Raw genomic sequence first — 16,556 nt, forward strand, 5'->3', positions numbered from 1 at the left:
TATTTACTCAACAAAATTTAAGCGTTTTTACCAACTACCCTCTCTACCGCCTTCACCGTTATCCCCAAAATTTTAGCGATATCATCAACCGAAACACCTTTATCCAACAAAGCATTAATCAATATTTTCTTTTCAGTCTCAGCTTTTTCTTTTATTTCTTTTGCTTTTTGTTGAGCTGTTTTTGTCTTATCCTTTTCAACCGCCAACTTCTCTTTAGCGATCTTTTTTTCTTCCTTACGGATCATATCAATCACTTGATAAGTCGGTACGTATTTTAGGCTTTGTTCTAGCTCGTCCATAAGTTTAGTACTGCGGAAGCTAATATAGGATTTTGGGGTGATGATTAGGTGGTCGATTAGATCGATATTTAAAATACGGCCAACTTGGATTAGGCGATCAGTGATATCTTTATCTGCTTCGGATGGCGTCAGCGATCCTGACGGATGATTATGAACTAATATCACACGTGAGGCGTTTTTCATCACCGCAACACGAAATACATTCATCGGTTCAACATCGACCGATTTATAACTGCCAAGCGCAATCAGTTCGATATACAGGATATAACCAGCTTGATTCATGCCAATCATCCAAAGATGTTCTTTTTCTTGGTCGATTTGGTTATCACGCAATAACACACGTTGCATAATGCTGTACACATCGTCTGTGCCTTCAATATAGCGTTTGTCATGCTTGGTTAGTTTTATATCCATTTTATAGCCTTGTAAAATCACTTAAAAAATAATATAGCATATTTTTCTTAAACTTAGCAGTGATTAACTCAAACCACTACATAATTGATAGGTAGGATGGATTTTATATTAAATGTACAAATTTAATATAAAAAATACTACAGCTTATTTTTTGTTAATTTTTTTCAGATTTGAAGGTTCTAATCATAAATTTTCATTTCTAAATAATTTGTTATCAATGATAATGAGTAAAATGCTTAAATTGTGTCAAAAATTAAGGAATAATAAAAATGGAACAGCGAATAAAACAAAAAATTACCGAATTAGAACAACAATACCGTATCCATATTCTTTATGCCTGCGAATCGGGCAGTCGGGCGTGGGGGTTTCCTTCGCCAAATAGCGATTATGATGTACGTTTTATTTATGTTCATCCGTTGGATAGATATTTAGCCATTGATAATCCTGAATCACATTTTACTTTTCCCGTAGACAACGAACTGGATTTACAAGGTTGGGATTTGAAAAAGACCCTACAGTTAATCCGAAAATCCAATACTACGCCATTTGAGTGGTTGCAATCTCCAATTATTTATCGGCAAAATCAATCAATTGCTCAGCAATTATGGCAATTGTGTGCAGACTTTTTTAATACACGTGGTAACATCTATCACTATTTAGGTATTGCTAAAAGCTCGCTGCAAACTATCGATGGCAAAGAGATTGGTGTTAAAAAATTGTTTTATGTGTTAAGACCTTTATTGTGTGCTAAATGGTGTTTAGAAAAACGGCAAATCGCTCCTATGGCAATAATGCCATTATTAACACTATTACCGGATAATTTAAGACAGCAAATAAATGATATTATTAGATTAAAAGCAACTATAGTGGAATCAGCATCGATAACTATTGCGCCAGAAATCTTATCGTTCATTGAACAATCCATGATTGATATCAGTGCAGAAGTTGAGTCTATCACTGAACAGCATTTTAAGGCAGATAAATTAGATCGCTTTTTTATACAAACGTTAATGAGCTTAAAATAAGGAAAGGAATACGACATGACAATTGATGATTTAAAAGCACAAAATCTCATTTTGTTTGAAGTGATTAGTGGTAGTCGTTCGTTCGGATTAGCTACTGAAACATCGGATACAGATATCAAAGGGGTGTTTTATTTACCTAAAGATAAATTTTATGGACTCGAGTATATTCCGCAAATTAGTAATGAAACCAATGATATCGTCTATTATGAATTAGGTCGTTTTGTAGAGCTTTTACTTAAAAATAACCCGAATATTTTAGAAGTATTGGCTTCTGCACCCGACTGTATTTTATATCAGCATCCAATTATGCAGCAGTTAACCCTTGATCTATTTTTATCCCAACAAACTAAACAAACCTTTGCTCACTATGCCATGTCACAAATTAAAAAAGCCAAGGGATTGAATAAAAAGATTAATAATCCGGTCGAGGTGAAGCGTAAAACGGTCCTTGATTTTTGTTATATTATTCAAGGTCAGCATGCTTATCCTCTCACCAATTGGTTAAATGAAAAGTGTTTTGATCAACACTTATGTGGTTTGGTGAATGTTCCACATAGTAGAGATTTATATGCCCTTTTTTATGATGCATCAGGGGATTGTGGTTATCATGGTATTATTCAACAGGATGATTCGACCGAGCTGTGCTTGTCTTCAGTAAAAGTTGACACCCCAGTAAATGCTTACTTAAGTTTTAATCGTGATGGTTTTTCATCACATTGTCGTGATTATAAGGCTTACTGGCAATGGGTTGCTAAACGTAATGAACAGCGTTATCGCAGTAATATTGAAAATGGTAATGATTTTGATGCTAAAAATATGATGCATACCATTCGCTTATTACAAGTTGCTCATGAAATTATGACCAAAGGCACCATTACCAATAAACGCACTAATCGAAACGAACTGCTCGCAATTAAAAATGGTCAATTAAGCTATGACGAAATTATGAATATGGCCAAATCATTATTTGATGACATTGAAACCGCAACACTAACCACAACCTTACCTGAAATGCCCGATTCAGATGAAATTATTGCTCGGTTAATTAAAATGCGGGAGTGGTTATATAATCGATAGTAAGTAATAAAAAATAATCAGCTAATGAGTAAATTACAATAATTCTTTTTAATCTCTAAACAATAAAATTATAGATGTTTATTCTTAATAAACACTATACTTTCAAACAACATATTTATCACCCAAACCATTTAATTCAAGAGATTTATTTTGAATCATTCACTCTTTTTCGATGTATAAATTATAATAGATACAACTATAAAAATTATTGAATATATACAATTGAGGAAAGAGAAATCAATTACCTAAATGTTCCAAATTATAAAAATGAAATATCCAAATCATTAAGGTTATATGGAAATAAATCTCTAAATTTTTACTAAACAGGTATATGTAAATTTTTGACTTCATAGCGAACACCTGACAAATATAAATTACGTAAAAAATAATCAATTTGGTCATGTGTGTATACCCCACTTATCACGCTTTTTTTTAGTTTTACTTTTTTATTTTTAAAAGTTATAAATAATATATATATAGGATGCCATTTCCCTATCCGTCTTATCCTTTTCCATTGTATCCCTTTAGGTGGATACTTGAAATATTCGACCTTAATGATTTTAACTTCAAGATCTTGGCAAATTGGAATATAAATTTTTGGTCTAATTTTTGGTAAAATAATAATGCTTTTCTTTGTGATATGGAAAGTTGGAGTCATGCATAGCCATACTAAAATAGTAGCAGGAAAAAACCACACACCGTGAATTGAAAATAATAATTCATCAACACCTATAAATAAATTTATAACAGCTAGAAAAATAAAAACTAATAACAAAGGAGACCAAAATAAAACACCAAAAGTCAGTGCTGTTGATATAATATCCATAAAAGATTTTTTTAATGGTTTATTTTGTTTTCTTTTTGTATTCATTTTTACTATGTTTTTTAACGATGATAAATCTATTATTTTCAATGGAATTATAATTTATTATTTTATAATAATTTTTTTTAAATACCAAATTCTAAAAATCAAAATTATCCCAATGAATATGATTGAAGAATATTTTTAGTATAAAACAAATGTGTTATTGCTCTATTTCTCGATAGTTTTACTAATTAGATCATTCATCATGATCTCTATAACACTTTATCTTAAGATAACCCAATATTGATATTCATCACTTATGCTAATTAATTACTGTTCAAGTGAGTATAGTTGACGTTCTGATAACCCGTTTTTTATAACAGGAAAGCTAGATTTACACATAAAGAGAGTATGATTTACCCATTATTTTACATGATTTTGATTAACTATTGATTAACTAACATAACGGAATTGATGACCCATATGGACTATCCACAATTTTTGAGGAACAACATATTATGGCGTTTCAGTCAAGAAGCCAACACAAGTGTTGGCATTTTCTTACTACCTAATTCGCTCAACGATTTTTTAATTCAATAGAACAAAATTATTTAGCGTATATCTTAGTAACCTGATACAACCGTTTAACTATTTAGATTCAACCAATACATTGCCTCATAAGGTTGTAACACCATTTCTGGCTTTAATACAGTTTGGTTTTCATAATTAGCTAGCAATCTTTGCCAATGACGATTTTCAAACCCTTTAGGTAATTGCCATTTAACCGTATTTTCGGTCAGATTGGCTATCACAAGTAACGTTTGATTATTCCAATGTCTGACATAGCACCAGCAATTAGCAACATCAGGCGTTAGATCTTGATAGTCACCGAAAATAAAGATCGGATAAGTTTTGCGTAATTTGATTAAGGTTTGATAGCAATAAAAGATTGAATTGGGATCATTAAGCGCTGCCTTAACATTGATTTTCGGATAATTGTTTGCCACCTCGATCCAAGGTTTACCTTGGCTAAATCCGGCATTGGTAGTATTATCCCATTGCATTGGCGTTCGGCTATTGTCGCGTGACTTACTGGCAAGAATCGCTAACATATCAGACTCTGACACACCTTCGGCAATTTTTTCTTGGTAGATGTTAAGGCTTTCCACATCTTTATATTGCGAAATATGAGTAAAATGGGGATTTGTCATCCCGATCTCTTCACCTTGATAAAGGTATGGCGTGCCTTGTAGTCCATAAAGAATCATCGCCAGCATTTTGGCCGATTCGCTGTGGTATTGGTCTTCATTACCTAAACGTGACACAATGCGAGGTTGATCGTGATTACACCAGAAAATTGCATTCCACGCCTTTTCGTGCATACCCTTTTGCCAATAGCCAAGTATTTTTTTGAGTTCAAGTAAATCGGGCTTAGCCAGCGTCCATTTTTCCCCATTTGGATAATCAATTTTTAAATGATGAAAATTAAACGTCATGGTCAACTCTTTACCATCCAATGCGGCATATTTTTGACAGTTTTCTAATGTAGTGGATGACATTTCGCCCACTGTTTTTAAACCATTAGGTAGGAAAACATCTTGGCTTATCTCTTGCAAAAATTCGTGTATTTTCGGGCCGTCTGTATAATATCTTCGTCCGTCACCATTCACGTCATCCGGAAAATCCTGCTGTTTAGAGACCAAATTAATCACATCAAGCCTTAATGCATCAACCCCTTTATCCGCCCAAAATTGACAGACGTTTTTAATCTCTTGGCGAACAGTTGGATTTTCCCAATTGAGATCAGCTTGCTGTTTTGCGAACAGGTGTAAATAGTATTGTCCTGATTGCTCATGCCACTGCCAAGCATTACCGCCAAATTTTGACCGCCAATTGTTGGGTTCTGAGCCGTTAGCTTTGGCATCTTTCCAAATATAAAACGATCGAAAAGGACTGGTTTTATCTAAGGCGGATTTAAACCATGGATGCTCTGTTGACGTATGATTAAATACCATATCCATCATAATACGGATATCACGTTCATGCGCTTGCTTAACCAATAATTCAAAGTCTTCCATCGTGCCATAAGCCGGATCAATATCATAATAATCCGATACATCATAACCATTATCAACTTGCGGAGAGGGATAAATTGGCGTTAACCAAATCGCACTAATGCCCAGATTTTTAAGATAATCCAATCGGCTGATAATGCCTAATAAATCCCCCGTTGAACCAGTACCACTGGCTTGAAAACTTTTGGGATAGATTTGATAAATAGTTCTATTTTGCCACCAAGGGATTTCGTTCGTATTCATTGTTTGCTCTTAATTATTCATCTGTCATAAATTAACCGTTCCATAATAGAACGGTTAACGGTTATTAAATCATGTTTAGCGAATATCTAACGTACCTTTTTTCAATTTTATTTTATAAACAACTGATGTTAAAACAATAGGTACGACAATTGCCACAACCATGGCTAATGCATAAATTCCCCAATAAATCGGTTTTATGGATAAAATGCCAGGTAATCCACCCACACCTATACCATTAGATAATACACCATGTAAACCACAGATTAACCCAGCACTCGCCGCTCCAATCATGGCGCAGAACATTGGGAATTTATAGCGTAAGTTGATACCGTACATAGCTGGCTCAGTTACACCTAGGTAACCTGATATCGCAGCAGGTATGGAAACTTCGCGCTCATTATGTTTTTTACTGATTAGAATGATACCAACAACGGCTGAAGCTTGAGCAATATTGGATAAGGCAATAATTGGCCAAATCGGTGTACCACCCATACTGTGTGTCATCTGCATATCGATAGCTAATGTAGTATGGTGAATTCCAGTAATAACCAAAGGTGCATAGAAGAATCCAAAAATAGCCGAACCAATGAAGGCATAATCGCCCGTCATTAGGTATTTAACCACATAAGCAATACCATTGCCCAACATTCGTCCGATTGGTCCTAAAAGAAAATGCGCAAGTACAACGGCTAATAATATTGATACAATTGGTACAATCACTAAAGTTAGGTAATTAGGGACAATTCTACGTAATCGAGTTTCAATCCACCCTAACGCTAAACCGGCAAAAATTGACGGTATAACTTGTGCCTGATAACCAACTTTAGCAATAGTAAACCAACCAAAATCCCACACTTCGGGAATCTTTTTCCCTAGATCATAAGCAGTCATCAGTTGTGGGGAAACCAATGTTATCCCTAAAACAATCCCTAACACAGGGGAACCGCCCATTTTTTTGACTGTAGACCAGCATATGGCTACCGGTAGAAAGTTGAAAATCGCTTCACAAGGTAACCAAAGAAAACTATGAATAGGTACCAACCAAGTATAAGTGTCAGTAAGCGGTTTATCGTTTATAGTTGGCATGTCACCAATAACATTACGTAAGCCGAGTAATAATCCCCCTGCAATCAGTGCGGGTAATAATGGCACAAAAATTTCAGCTAAATTTGAAATTAAGCGTTCAAACCATGACATATTTTTTTTAGCTGCGGCTTTTGTTTGCTCTTTAGTCGCTTCATCAATATTTAATCGATCAATCAATAATTTGTAATAACTATCAACATCCGTTCCAATAATAACTTGAAACTGCCCAGCATTATTAAAACAACCTTTTACAAAAGGTAATCCCTCAATGGCTTTTATATCGGCTAATTTGGGATCAGACAGTGCAAATCTTAATCGTGTTAAACAGTGAGTAACACTCGCAATATTTTCTTTTCCACCCACACAATTAATTAATGCGGTTATCGATTCTGAGGCGATATTAGGATCTTTAGCCATCTCCAAGTCTCCCTATCATAAATATTTAGCCGAATTAGCTATTAATACATTGGCTAAGTTTGAATTAGGATTTAGCATAGATTGAAAAAGACAAACAATAAATGGGAACGTTCCCTATTTGTGATTGATCTCACATAATTAATAAAAAATATAATAATTTTAGATTGTTATTGCTATTGATTAACAGCCAGTTGGCAAGGGATCGTCACCGTTTTAAGTTCGACTCCATCGGTTAACATTCGGAGTAATTCATGAGCGGTATAAGTTCCAGCTTTATCAAAACCTAACTCCACAGATAACGTTTGTGGAAAAAGAAAACGGAGCAATTCACTCTGCCCGATACTCGCAACAATGATATTTTTATATTGCTTTTCATGAAGATATTTATGTAAGCCTAAAGCAAGCGTTTCAGTCGCACAAACAATGGCTGAAGGTGATGATTTAATGACTGTTTGAGCAAGATGATAGCCAGATAGATAACTTAATTTTCCTAAACAAGCATTAGGCGTTATTTGATGAAGCTGACAAAAATCCAGATAAGCTTGATAACGTAGCGCACCGGTAGTTTGATCTTGCTGTTCAATACCAATATAAGCAATATTACGCTGTTTTTGCTGATGATATAAATGCTCAAGTAAGCGAGTTACTGCACCAATATCATCATAACAAACACACATATGATTAGGGAATGAACGAGCAATAACCACACTCTTATTTTGCCAGAAAGACAATACTCCCTTATCCAATCCTGTAAAGGCAAAAACTACCACACCGTCAGCCTGCTTATCTTTCAACATGGCTAAATGTTCTTCAACCTTTTCAACATTAAATTGGCTTTCCATAATAATCGGGTCATAGCCATGTTGATAAAATATTGGCAGCATGCTACTGACAGCTTGATTTTCAGACATCGAGTCGAGACGAGTGACAATAATACCAATCACTTTATTACCATAACCTCGCATTGCTCTTGCAGATTTAGACGGCGTAAATTGATATTGTTCAATAATAGCATTGACTTTATTACGTGTTGCTTCTTTCACCATTGGGTCATGGTTAATTACTCTTGAAACCGTTGATTTGCTTACTCCACTAAGTTTGGCAATATCCTTAATGGTTAAGTGGCTCGATGACTTGCTCATAATAATTTTGCTGAATAAAGATCAATAAAATTATAGTAATATAGTTTCAACAAAATTGCGATATGGTAGCTGCTTGGATGATATTAAAAACCATGAAATATTGATATACCTAATTTAATGTTTAATGGTAGAATCAGATTAAAATTTAACAGGTCATTAGTAATACTGTTTAACTCAATATCTCACTTTACGACAAGCTATTAAACATGAAAAAATTATATTTACTGTTAGGTTATATCTTATTTTTTGTCAGTTTATCCGGACACGCATCAAGTGATGTCACCCAAATAGCTACCGTTACAGAACAATTCAAAACTGCTCTATTATGTCAATCAAAGCCTTTTGCCATCGAAGATAAAAAAATTATTGCTGAACTTGAAAAACAAAAAATTACCATAAAAAACAAACAACAAGATAATATCACTGAAATCGAATATCATTTTGAGCAACCTATCAAAATCAAGAATGTATGGGTTAATATGATTCGTTATGAAAGCGATAATTTCGTCACATCTTTTTATGCTAAAGCCAAAGGTGATATGCACAAGTTCGCTAAACTGATTGGTGCTAACGCTATATTGCGTAGCTGTGAAGAACCCATTCCATTGAATGATACAGACATATACCGAAAAGATATTACCCCTATTACGGACAATAAACTTTACCCTGATACCATAATTATTGGTCAGGATAAAGACTCAAAGCCGAATGAATTTTATGTTATTTGTTCTAAAGTTGAGGCTAATGAACCATAATTCTTTGCTTAATCAATATTATCCTATTAATTTATTTATCTTATGTATGGGTAATGTGTGAATTCCATATTAGGTGGTACTTGGTTATAAACTTTTCGAGTGAATGCATCAATGCATTTTAATAGTGTCTAATATTGATGTAAATTGCTCATGTACTTTGAGCCAATAAAGACAGCAAACACTCTCTAATTCTCATGTTTGCTTGACTTAAATCAATCGTACAAAAAAATAGCTGATGATTTTGAATGGTGGTATTTTCATTAATCGATTGATTTGTTGTTGGATATAAAAGCATACCTGATGCAGAATAGGATAATCGGTCATCACTTCTTTCTTGACTTCTTACATAAGCATAAAGTTGGTACAAATGATCTGTCTTAAAAGAAAAACTGTTATGATTAAAAATTGAGGTACATTTAGTATCCACAATTAAGCGAGAATTTGTTTTGTTATTTTCTATAATTAAATCGGTAATCATTTCTGGCATAAACTGTCCAATGTTGTCCGTCGATTGGGTACATTGCCATTTAAACCTTTTTCCCGACTCGATTTGCCATTCATTTGGATTGAGATTAACCCGATAAAAACCAATTACCGCTTTCTCAAATAATGCTCTTAACCACTGATCAGTTTTCTCCAACGTATTAAGTGTTTCTTTACTGAATAATTCTGTTGGAATAGACAAACTATGAACCAATTTAGCCACCGAAACTAATAGATTATCATGAGGATTTGATCGATTGAACTGATCGATAACAGGGTTGTAATAGTTAGATTTACCGATTTTTAACTCTTTAAAACGATTGGTTATTTGTTTGCATTGCTTAATCAATTTATCATTATTTAATTGCCTTAATAAAACATGAGCAGCACCATGAATATATTGATTTTTTGGTGTATTATTTGTTAATCCATCATATCGACAATGGATTTTACCTTTTTCAAGTAATAATTTACGTGCGGTTATTAAATAATCAATTTTTCCTCTAACACGTGTTAAAACCTGCTTTTTAGATTGATAACTGTTAGATAATGAATAACGCAATCCTTTGTGTACTGCCTTGCAATAAATCTCAGCAGCCAGCTCAACAATTTTTTCAGGATTTTCTTCAAAATTTATTCGCTGCTGTTTATCAAGCTCTTTATAATAATCTGATGCATACAATAAAAGTAACCATATGTTTCTAATAGGTATTTTATTTAATGTGGTATTTTGTTTTGCTGTCGATTCAGTATTCATTGAGATTATTTATATGCAATCGTAATAAGTTTCATTGCTTTGTTAAGTTTATCTTTTTCATCAAACCAATACTCTTCCAATAATGGTTTAACTTCTGTATCAATAATATTTTGATACCACACTAAACCTTCACTTTTCGGTATAGCTCTATGATGAGTTAAATAACTATGACCAATAGCAAAAGCACTTCCTAACATTCTATCTTGAGCAATGAATTCATTTAATTCATTCATTCTTTCTCTTATTTCTTCTAAAAGCTTACTATTGAGCCCTGTTTTTTTAATCATATAGCTTAACCATTTTTCTGAAAAATTAGGATCTAAAGTAAAAAACGCAAAACGTCGACGTAGTGCAAAATCGACTAATGCTAAAGAACGATCCGCTATATTCATCGTACCAATGACATATAAGTTATCGGGAATATATATTCCATTTTCTTGTTCACGGCGATAGGTCAATTCTAATGCTTCACTCGGTGTTCGCTTATCAGCTTCAAGCAGTGTTAGCATTTCACCAAAAATCTGTGCGGGATTACCTCGATTAATCTCTTCAATAACCATAACATATTTAGATTGAGGATCATTTCTGGCTTGATGAATTATCTCCAAAAAAGGACCATCGATCAGCGCTAACTTACCATCACTAGCGGGACGAAAACCACGAATAAAATCTTCATAAGATAGATTAGGATGAAATTGAATTGCTCGAATATTATTTGAATCTTTATAGCCAATTACAATATTAGCCAATCTTTTAGCTAACCAAGTTTTACCCGTACCTGGGGGACCTTGTAAAATGATATTCTTTCTCATTTTTAAGCTTGCTAACATCTGTTGTAATTGTTGTTCATCGACAAAACAACTTTCTTGAATTAAACATTTCTAATGTATAAGGTTGTTTAACTAATAATTGTTCAACGATATCATCATCACTTTCAATAATTTCTTCATTTTGCTCATCAATATTATCACTGCATAATCGATATTTTCCATTTCCCAAAAATTGCAAGAAATCCTTATCTCTTAATCTTTGCAATGTATTGCTGACCGATTCTCCTATTACACTATTATTAGGAAATTCTTCTTCAAGCTGTTCTCGATATTTATTAAGAAACTCTTTACGTTGAAAAACATCAGTTCCATTTTTTTGACATAGCTCCTTAATCAGTTGTAATAATTTAAATTGCCATTGATTATTTGATATTAAACTTTCATTATGTGATATGCTACTTTGATATTTACGTAATGCGGTTAAATAAAGCTCAGGAAAAGAGTGAATAGGAAAGTAATCTTCGTTAAATCTCACGGCTAAATTATCAAGTAACTTAAGATAATCATTACCGTTAAAATGTTCTTTGGATAATCGCTTATTTTTTATCAAACCCAATTCATCTGTAAGATAAGTTTTTGAAACTTTATCCAATACGACATAAGCATGAGGGCGAATCCAAAATAAACCATTGGTTAATTGCCATGAGCAATAAGGTTGTGACATGACTAAGTCAAATTTTTGTTTAAACTCATCTTGATAGTTTTTATCAGCATTAGAAAATTTCAGTGCAATATCATAAAATTCCCACAAATTATCAATCTCTTGTTGTTGATTTTCGGAGTTGGTAAAAAACCAAGATAGTTGATTATTAAGTAATGGTATGCCCTCAAAAGAGTTAGGGACAGATTCTTCAATATTAAGAAATTCAGCCCACTTTTTAGCGATTTCTATTCTTGTCGTTTCTTTAATATGACGATTAAATGTTCCTAATACAGTAAATGGACAAATATCCTGTAAACCTTTATCGAGTAAATAAGACAGCTTAAACTCGGTGGCCAGCTGATTGACAAATTCCATTAATATTGAACGTTTGCTTTTGTCTAGATAAATTAATAAATTATCTGCAATAGCCTCATAAAAACGTACCCAACTGAACAATTGGGTACGATTGGCAACATCACCATAACGAGATCGCCAATAAGGCGCATTCCGAAAATAGTCAATATCCTGTGGTTCATTATAGAAAGTAAAATTGATTAATTGTTTTGATAACCATTCATCATCTTTAACACTCCAAATAGTAGCCATATTGGTATAAAAAAACCATTTTTTATTCAAATTCTTTTTTTGCCAATTAACTTCTAATAACTTTCCATCACCATAATTTTTTGTCACAATACCGGTCGCTTTAATCTCCATGACCGAAACAGCTTGACCTTTATTATCAAAGGGTAAATTCTTTTTTAAATTATAAGTGGATTTGATCGCAACTCGATCACCAACTGAAATGGTTCGTACGGTATTTAAGTATTTATTATCGTAACCATTTTCCCAAATACCTAATTTAACAAAACGTTCTGTTTGGTCTTCACTACCATTAAATTTAGCGCTTAAAAACCAATATGTTTTTATTGCTTCCAATGTTTTTCCTTTCAAAAGTAGATAATCTATTGTAAAGATAAATTTTTGAAACGAAGTTTAACTTAAAATAAGATAAAAAAGTGAACAAATCTAATTAAATGTGTGATATAGGTCAAATTTTCAAAAAAATTCTTAAATAATTATTAACAAAAAGATCATTGAATATAATTGGCAAAAAATAGCTTTTTATTCATGTTAAAAACCTATTTCTTAACACATTGCCTTAACTTATAAGCACTTCCCCACTCTAACATAGCATCATGAACCTGTTTTAAACTTTGTCCGACTTCGGTCAGTGTATATTCCACTTTAGGTGGTACTTGGGCATAGACTTTGCGATGAATTAATCCGTTTTTTTCCATTGCACGTAGGTGCTGGGTTAAGACTTTTTGCGATATTCCGTCTAAGGATTTTTTTAATTCACCAAAACGTTTTGTACCTGTTAATAAATCACGAACAATTAAGACTTTCCATTTATCGCCCATGAGCATAAGCGTAGTTTCGACGGGACAAGGGGGTAAATTTTCATTGAGAGACATAATAAAAATCCTTTAAATTCAATTATAGTATTAATTTGGTAACTATATTACTGTTTAGTACCTACTTTACAATAGATACTTTGAATATTAATCTAAAAATATTCATTACTTAACGATTTTTGTTTACAGAACCTAAAACCAGAATCCAACAATATTATTAAATTAATAAAGAATAAAGGAGTCAAAAAGATGAAAATAGCTGTTATTGGTGCAAGTGGTAAATCAGGCAGTCTGATAGTTAAAGAAGCAATTGCGCGTGGGCATGACGTGACAGCGATTGTTCGTCATCAAAATGCGCATGTCGATCCCAAGGCAAAAGTTTTAGTGAAAGATTTGTTTGATCTGACTTATGAGGATTTGAAACCTTTTGATGTGATTGTCGATGCATTTGCGACATGGAGCCTTGAATCACTGCCTCAACATCAAACAAGTTTAAAACATTTAACTGACATTTTAAAAGGTAAACCTAACCGTTTATTAGTTGTTGGTGGTGCAGGTAGTTTATATGTCAATCCTGAACATACTGTTCGTTTAGTTGATACACCCGAGTTTCCGGAAGAATTCAAACCATTAGCTAATAATATGGCTAAAGCACTTGATGAATTAAAAAAATGTCAGGATGTGAACTGGACTTACTTAAGCCCAGCTATTGAGTTTATTGCCGATGGCGCAAGAACAGGTCACTACAAAGCAGGCGGTGAACAGGTTTTATTCAACACTCAAGGAAAAAGCCAAATTAGCTATGCTGATTATGCCATTGCCATGGTTGATGAAGCAGAAAATGCCAAACACATTAAACAACGTTTTACAGTAGTGACAGAATAAGATAACAACCTATTTTATAGAGTGAACGGCTAATGCCTGTTCACTATATGATAGCGCTTTTTATTGCTGAACTATCAATTTAAGTTCTATTAATAAGATTTCTGGTACTATTCTGCACCAATTTGACAAGTCATTTTAATTTCTCGATTATCCGTGATTTCTAAGTTTGACAATACCACTAGCTGTGGAAAATGGGGTCTTAAAAATTGTGATAGCATCGGTCTTAATGTGTGGTTAACCAAGAGTACAGGCGGTGCACCAATGGCATCTTGCTGATTTAAAGCCTGCTTAACTTGTTGAATAATATGATCCGCTAGTCCCGGTTCAACATTACTGGTATTTTGGAGTGCTTGTAGCAACAATCGTTCCAAATTCACATTTAAACCAATGACATTAATTGCCCCATTCCCCGGAAACCATTGTTGTGTTATCACTCTTCCTAAAGCTATTCGCACTAAGCTAAGCAATTGATAAGCATCGTTTTGATTCGGTGCATGTTCGCTTATAGTTTCGATAATTGTGCGCATATCACGTATTGACACTTTTTCGGCGATTAAATTTTGGAGTATTTTATGAAACGTCGTTAACGTAATGACGCCCGGTATAAAGTCCTCCACCAATTTAGGAATATCTTGTTTAACATGATCCAATAACTCTTGTGTTTCCACTCGTCCTAATAAATCACTGGCGAACTGTTGTAATAGGTGATTAAAATGGGTCGCAATCATGGTGCTGGTATCAACAACGGTATAACCTAAGATTTGAGCATTTTCTTTATTACTTGCGTCTATCCATACCGCAGGCAAACCAAACGCAGGCTCGGTAGTGGGTATTCCGTCAATGGTTTCTGCCACATTCCCCGGATTAATCGCTAACCATTTGTTATTAACAATTTCACCTTTTCCTATTTCCCCACCTTTAATAAATAATTTATATTGATAAGGTGCGAGCGATAAATTATCTCGGATATGAACTTGAGGCGGTAAAAAACCAAACGTTTGAGCAAACTTTTTCCGTAAACTGCGTATCCGACCCAATAATTCACCATTCTGAGTCTGATCTACCATAGGGATTAACCCATACCCCACTTCCATTGCTAAAATATCTTCAATACTGACGTCCGACCAAGATGCTTCAATATTACTCGGTGTCGTTGCTTGCGTATCAACTTGCTTAGTGCTGGCAGTCGTATCATTTTTCTTCTGCTTATTAAGCCACCAAGACAACAAAACTAATATCGCAGTAAACAGTAAAAATACTAGATTTGGCATACCCGGAATCAAACCCAATAATCCAATGACTACCGCAGTCAAGATTAATACTTGTGGATTTTTAAACAACTGGTTTAGCATCTGTTCACTGATGTTTTCTTGTGATGTCACTCTTGTCACGATCACGCCAGCAGCCGTTGAAATAATTAAAGAAGGGATTTGAGCAACCAGACCATCACCAATAGTTAATAATACATACGTCTGACTCGCATCCGCTAGTGCCATACCATGTTGTACGACCCCAACTAACAGCCCACCGATAATGGTAATTGCCATTATCAATAAGCCAGCAATCGCATCCCCCCGAACAAATTTACTTGCTCCGTCCATTGAACCATAAAAATCGGCTTCTTGGGTGACTTCGGCTCGGCGTGCTTTGGCTTCGTCTTCACCAATTAATCCAGCATTTAGATCCGCATCAATTGCCATTTGCTTACCGGGCATACCATCTAATGCAAAACGAGCACCGACTTCGGCTATTCGCCCAGCCCCTTTAGTGATAACCATAAAATTAATAATCACCAAAATGATAAAAACCACAATACCTATCGCAAAATTGCCACCTACCAGAAAATGACCAAAAGCTTCAATCACCCGACCTGCGGCATGACTGCCAGTATGACCTTTTAACAGAACAACCCGCGTCGAGGCAACATTTAATGACAAGCGTAGTAAAGTCGCAAACAATAACACGGTTGGGAAAGCAGCAAAATCAAGTACACGCTTAGTAAACAATGCCACAATCAAAATAATAATTGATAACGCAATATTGAAGGTAAAAAACAGGTCTAAAATAAACGCAGGTAACGGTAATACCATCATTGAAAGAATCAATAAAATTAGCAGTGGACCTGCTAAAATTTGATAATGCCCTTTTTTAAGCCCATTGGTTGATAAAAACGAAACTATTTTATTTTTAATCATGTAATTA

The 16,556-nt window shown here is 34.1% G+C and carries 14 protein-coding genes; 4 read left to right on the top strand and 10 right to left on the bottom strand.

The window, feature by feature from the left end; genetic code table 11:
* Positions 1-17 precede the first annotated feature (17 nt).
* A complete protein-coding gene (locus ACGH47_RS08605; protein ID WP_411623215.1) occupies positions 18-713 on the bottom strand; it encodes a JAB domain-containing protein in 696 nt (231 codons plus the stop codon).
* Positions 714-982: 269 nt separating this feature from the next.
* On the opposite strand from ACGH47_RS08605, the gene ACGH47_RS08610 reads away from it, so the two are divergent.
* Complete coding sequence (locus tag ACGH47_RS08610; protein WP_294827599.1) at positions 983-1,738, top strand: nucleotidyltransferase domain-containing protein; 756 nt, start codon at positions 983-985, stop codon at positions 1,736-1,738.
* A gap of 15 nt (positions 1,739-1,753) precedes the next feature.
* A complete protein-coding gene (locus ACGH47_RS08615) occupies positions 1,754-2,815 on the top strand; it encodes a DNA polymerase beta superfamily protein (RefSeq protein ID WP_267378560.1) in 1,062 nt (353 codons plus the stop codon).
* A gap of 319 nt (positions 2,816-3,134) precedes the next feature.
* Here the strand turns inward: ACGH47_RS08615 and ACGH47_RS08620 are convergent, their stop codons facing one another.
* The 4 genes from ACGH47_RS08620 to treR form a co-directional block, all read right to left on the bottom strand.
* Positions 3,135-3,686, bottom strand: coding sequence for a hypothetical protein (locus ACGH47_RS08620; protein WP_411599467.1), 552 nt, complete (start codon positions 3,684-3,686; stop codon positions 3,135-3,137).
* A gap of 578 nt (positions 3,687-4,264) precedes the next feature.
* Positions 4,265-5,938 (bottom strand): alpha,alpha-phosphotrehalase, encoded by a 1,674-nt coding sequence (gene treC / locus ACGH47_RS08625; protein WP_411623216.1) that lies wholly within the window; start codon positions 5,936-5,938, stop codon positions 4,265-4,267.
* 75 nt (positions 5,939-6,013) lie between these two features.
* Positions 6,014-7,441, bottom strand: a complete 1,428-nt coding sequence (treB, locus tag ACGH47_RS08630) for a PTS trehalose transporter subunit IIBC (RefSeq protein ID WP_411623217.1) — start codon at positions 7,439-7,441, stop codon at positions 6,014-6,016.
* A gap of 173 nt (positions 7,442-7,614) precedes the next feature.
* Positions 7,615-8,583 carry a trehalose operon repressor TreR gene (gene treR / locus ACGH47_RS08635; RefSeq protein ID WP_411623218.1) on the bottom strand — a complete coding sequence of 323 codons (969 nt, stop codon included), beginning with the start codon at positions 8,581-8,583 and terminating at the stop codon, positions 7,615-7,617.
* 206 nt (positions 8,584-8,789) lie between these two features.
* Between treR and ACGH47_RS08640 the strand changes: the two genes are divergently transcribed.
* Positions 8,790-9,338 carry a hypothetical protein gene (locus tag ACGH47_RS08640; RefSeq protein WP_411623219.1) on the top strand — a complete coding sequence of 183 codons (549 nt, stop codon included), beginning with the start codon at positions 8,790-8,792 and terminating at the stop codon, positions 9,336-9,338.
* Between the two features lie 148 nt (positions 9,339-9,486).
* Here the strand turns inward: ACGH47_RS08640 and ACGH47_RS08645 are convergent, their stop codons facing one another.
* From ACGH47_RS08645 to ACGH47_RS08660, 4 genes are all read right to left on the bottom strand, one after another.
* Positions 9,487-10,578 (bottom strand): 5-methylcytosine restriction system specificity protein McrC, encoded by a 1,092-nt coding sequence (locus ACGH47_RS08645; RefSeq protein ID WP_411623220.1) that lies wholly within the window; start codon positions 10,576-10,578, stop codon positions 9,487-9,489.
* A 5-nt stretch (positions 10,579-10,583) separates the two neighbouring features.
* Entirely contained in the window at positions 10,584-11,390 is an 807-nt protein-coding gene (locus ACGH47_RS08650) for an McrB family protein (protein WP_411623221.1), read from the bottom strand.
* 34 nt (positions 11,391-11,424) lie between these two features.
* Complete coding sequence (locus ACGH47_RS08655) at positions 11,425-12,990, bottom strand: hypothetical protein (protein WP_411623222.1); 1,566 nt, start codon at positions 12,988-12,990, stop codon at positions 11,425-11,427.
* A gap of 203 nt (positions 12,991-13,193) precedes the next feature.
* On the bottom strand, positions 13,194-13,529 hold the full coding sequence (locus tag ACGH47_RS08660) for a winged helix-turn-helix transcriptional regulator (protein WP_267349910.1): 336 nt from the start codon (positions 13,527-13,529) through the stop codon (positions 13,194-13,196).
* A gap of 189 nt (positions 13,530-13,718) precedes the next feature.
* Here ACGH47_RS08660 and ACGH47_RS08665 point away from each other — a divergent pair, with 189 nt between their 5' ends.
* Entirely contained in the window at positions 13,719-14,354 is a 636-nt protein-coding gene (locus ACGH47_RS08665) for an NAD(P)-dependent oxidoreductase (RefSeq protein ID WP_411599454.1), read from the top strand.
* A 107-nt stretch (positions 14,355-14,461) separates the two neighbouring features.
* Here the strand turns inward: ACGH47_RS08665 and flhA are convergent, their stop codons facing one another.
* Positions 14,462-16,549 (bottom strand): flagellar biosynthesis protein FlhA, encoded by a 2,088-nt coding sequence (gene flhA, locus ACGH47_RS08670; protein ID WP_411623223.1) that lies wholly within the window; start codon positions 16,547-16,549, stop codon positions 14,462-14,464.
* Positions 16,550-16,556: the final 7 nt, after the last annotated feature.

This window comes from Gilliamella sp. CG16 (assembly GCF_046635785.1).
In the GTDB taxonomy this organism is placed as follows: domain Bacteria; phylum Pseudomonadota; class Gammaproteobacteria; order Enterobacterales; family Orbaceae; genus Gilliamella; species Gilliamella apicola_I.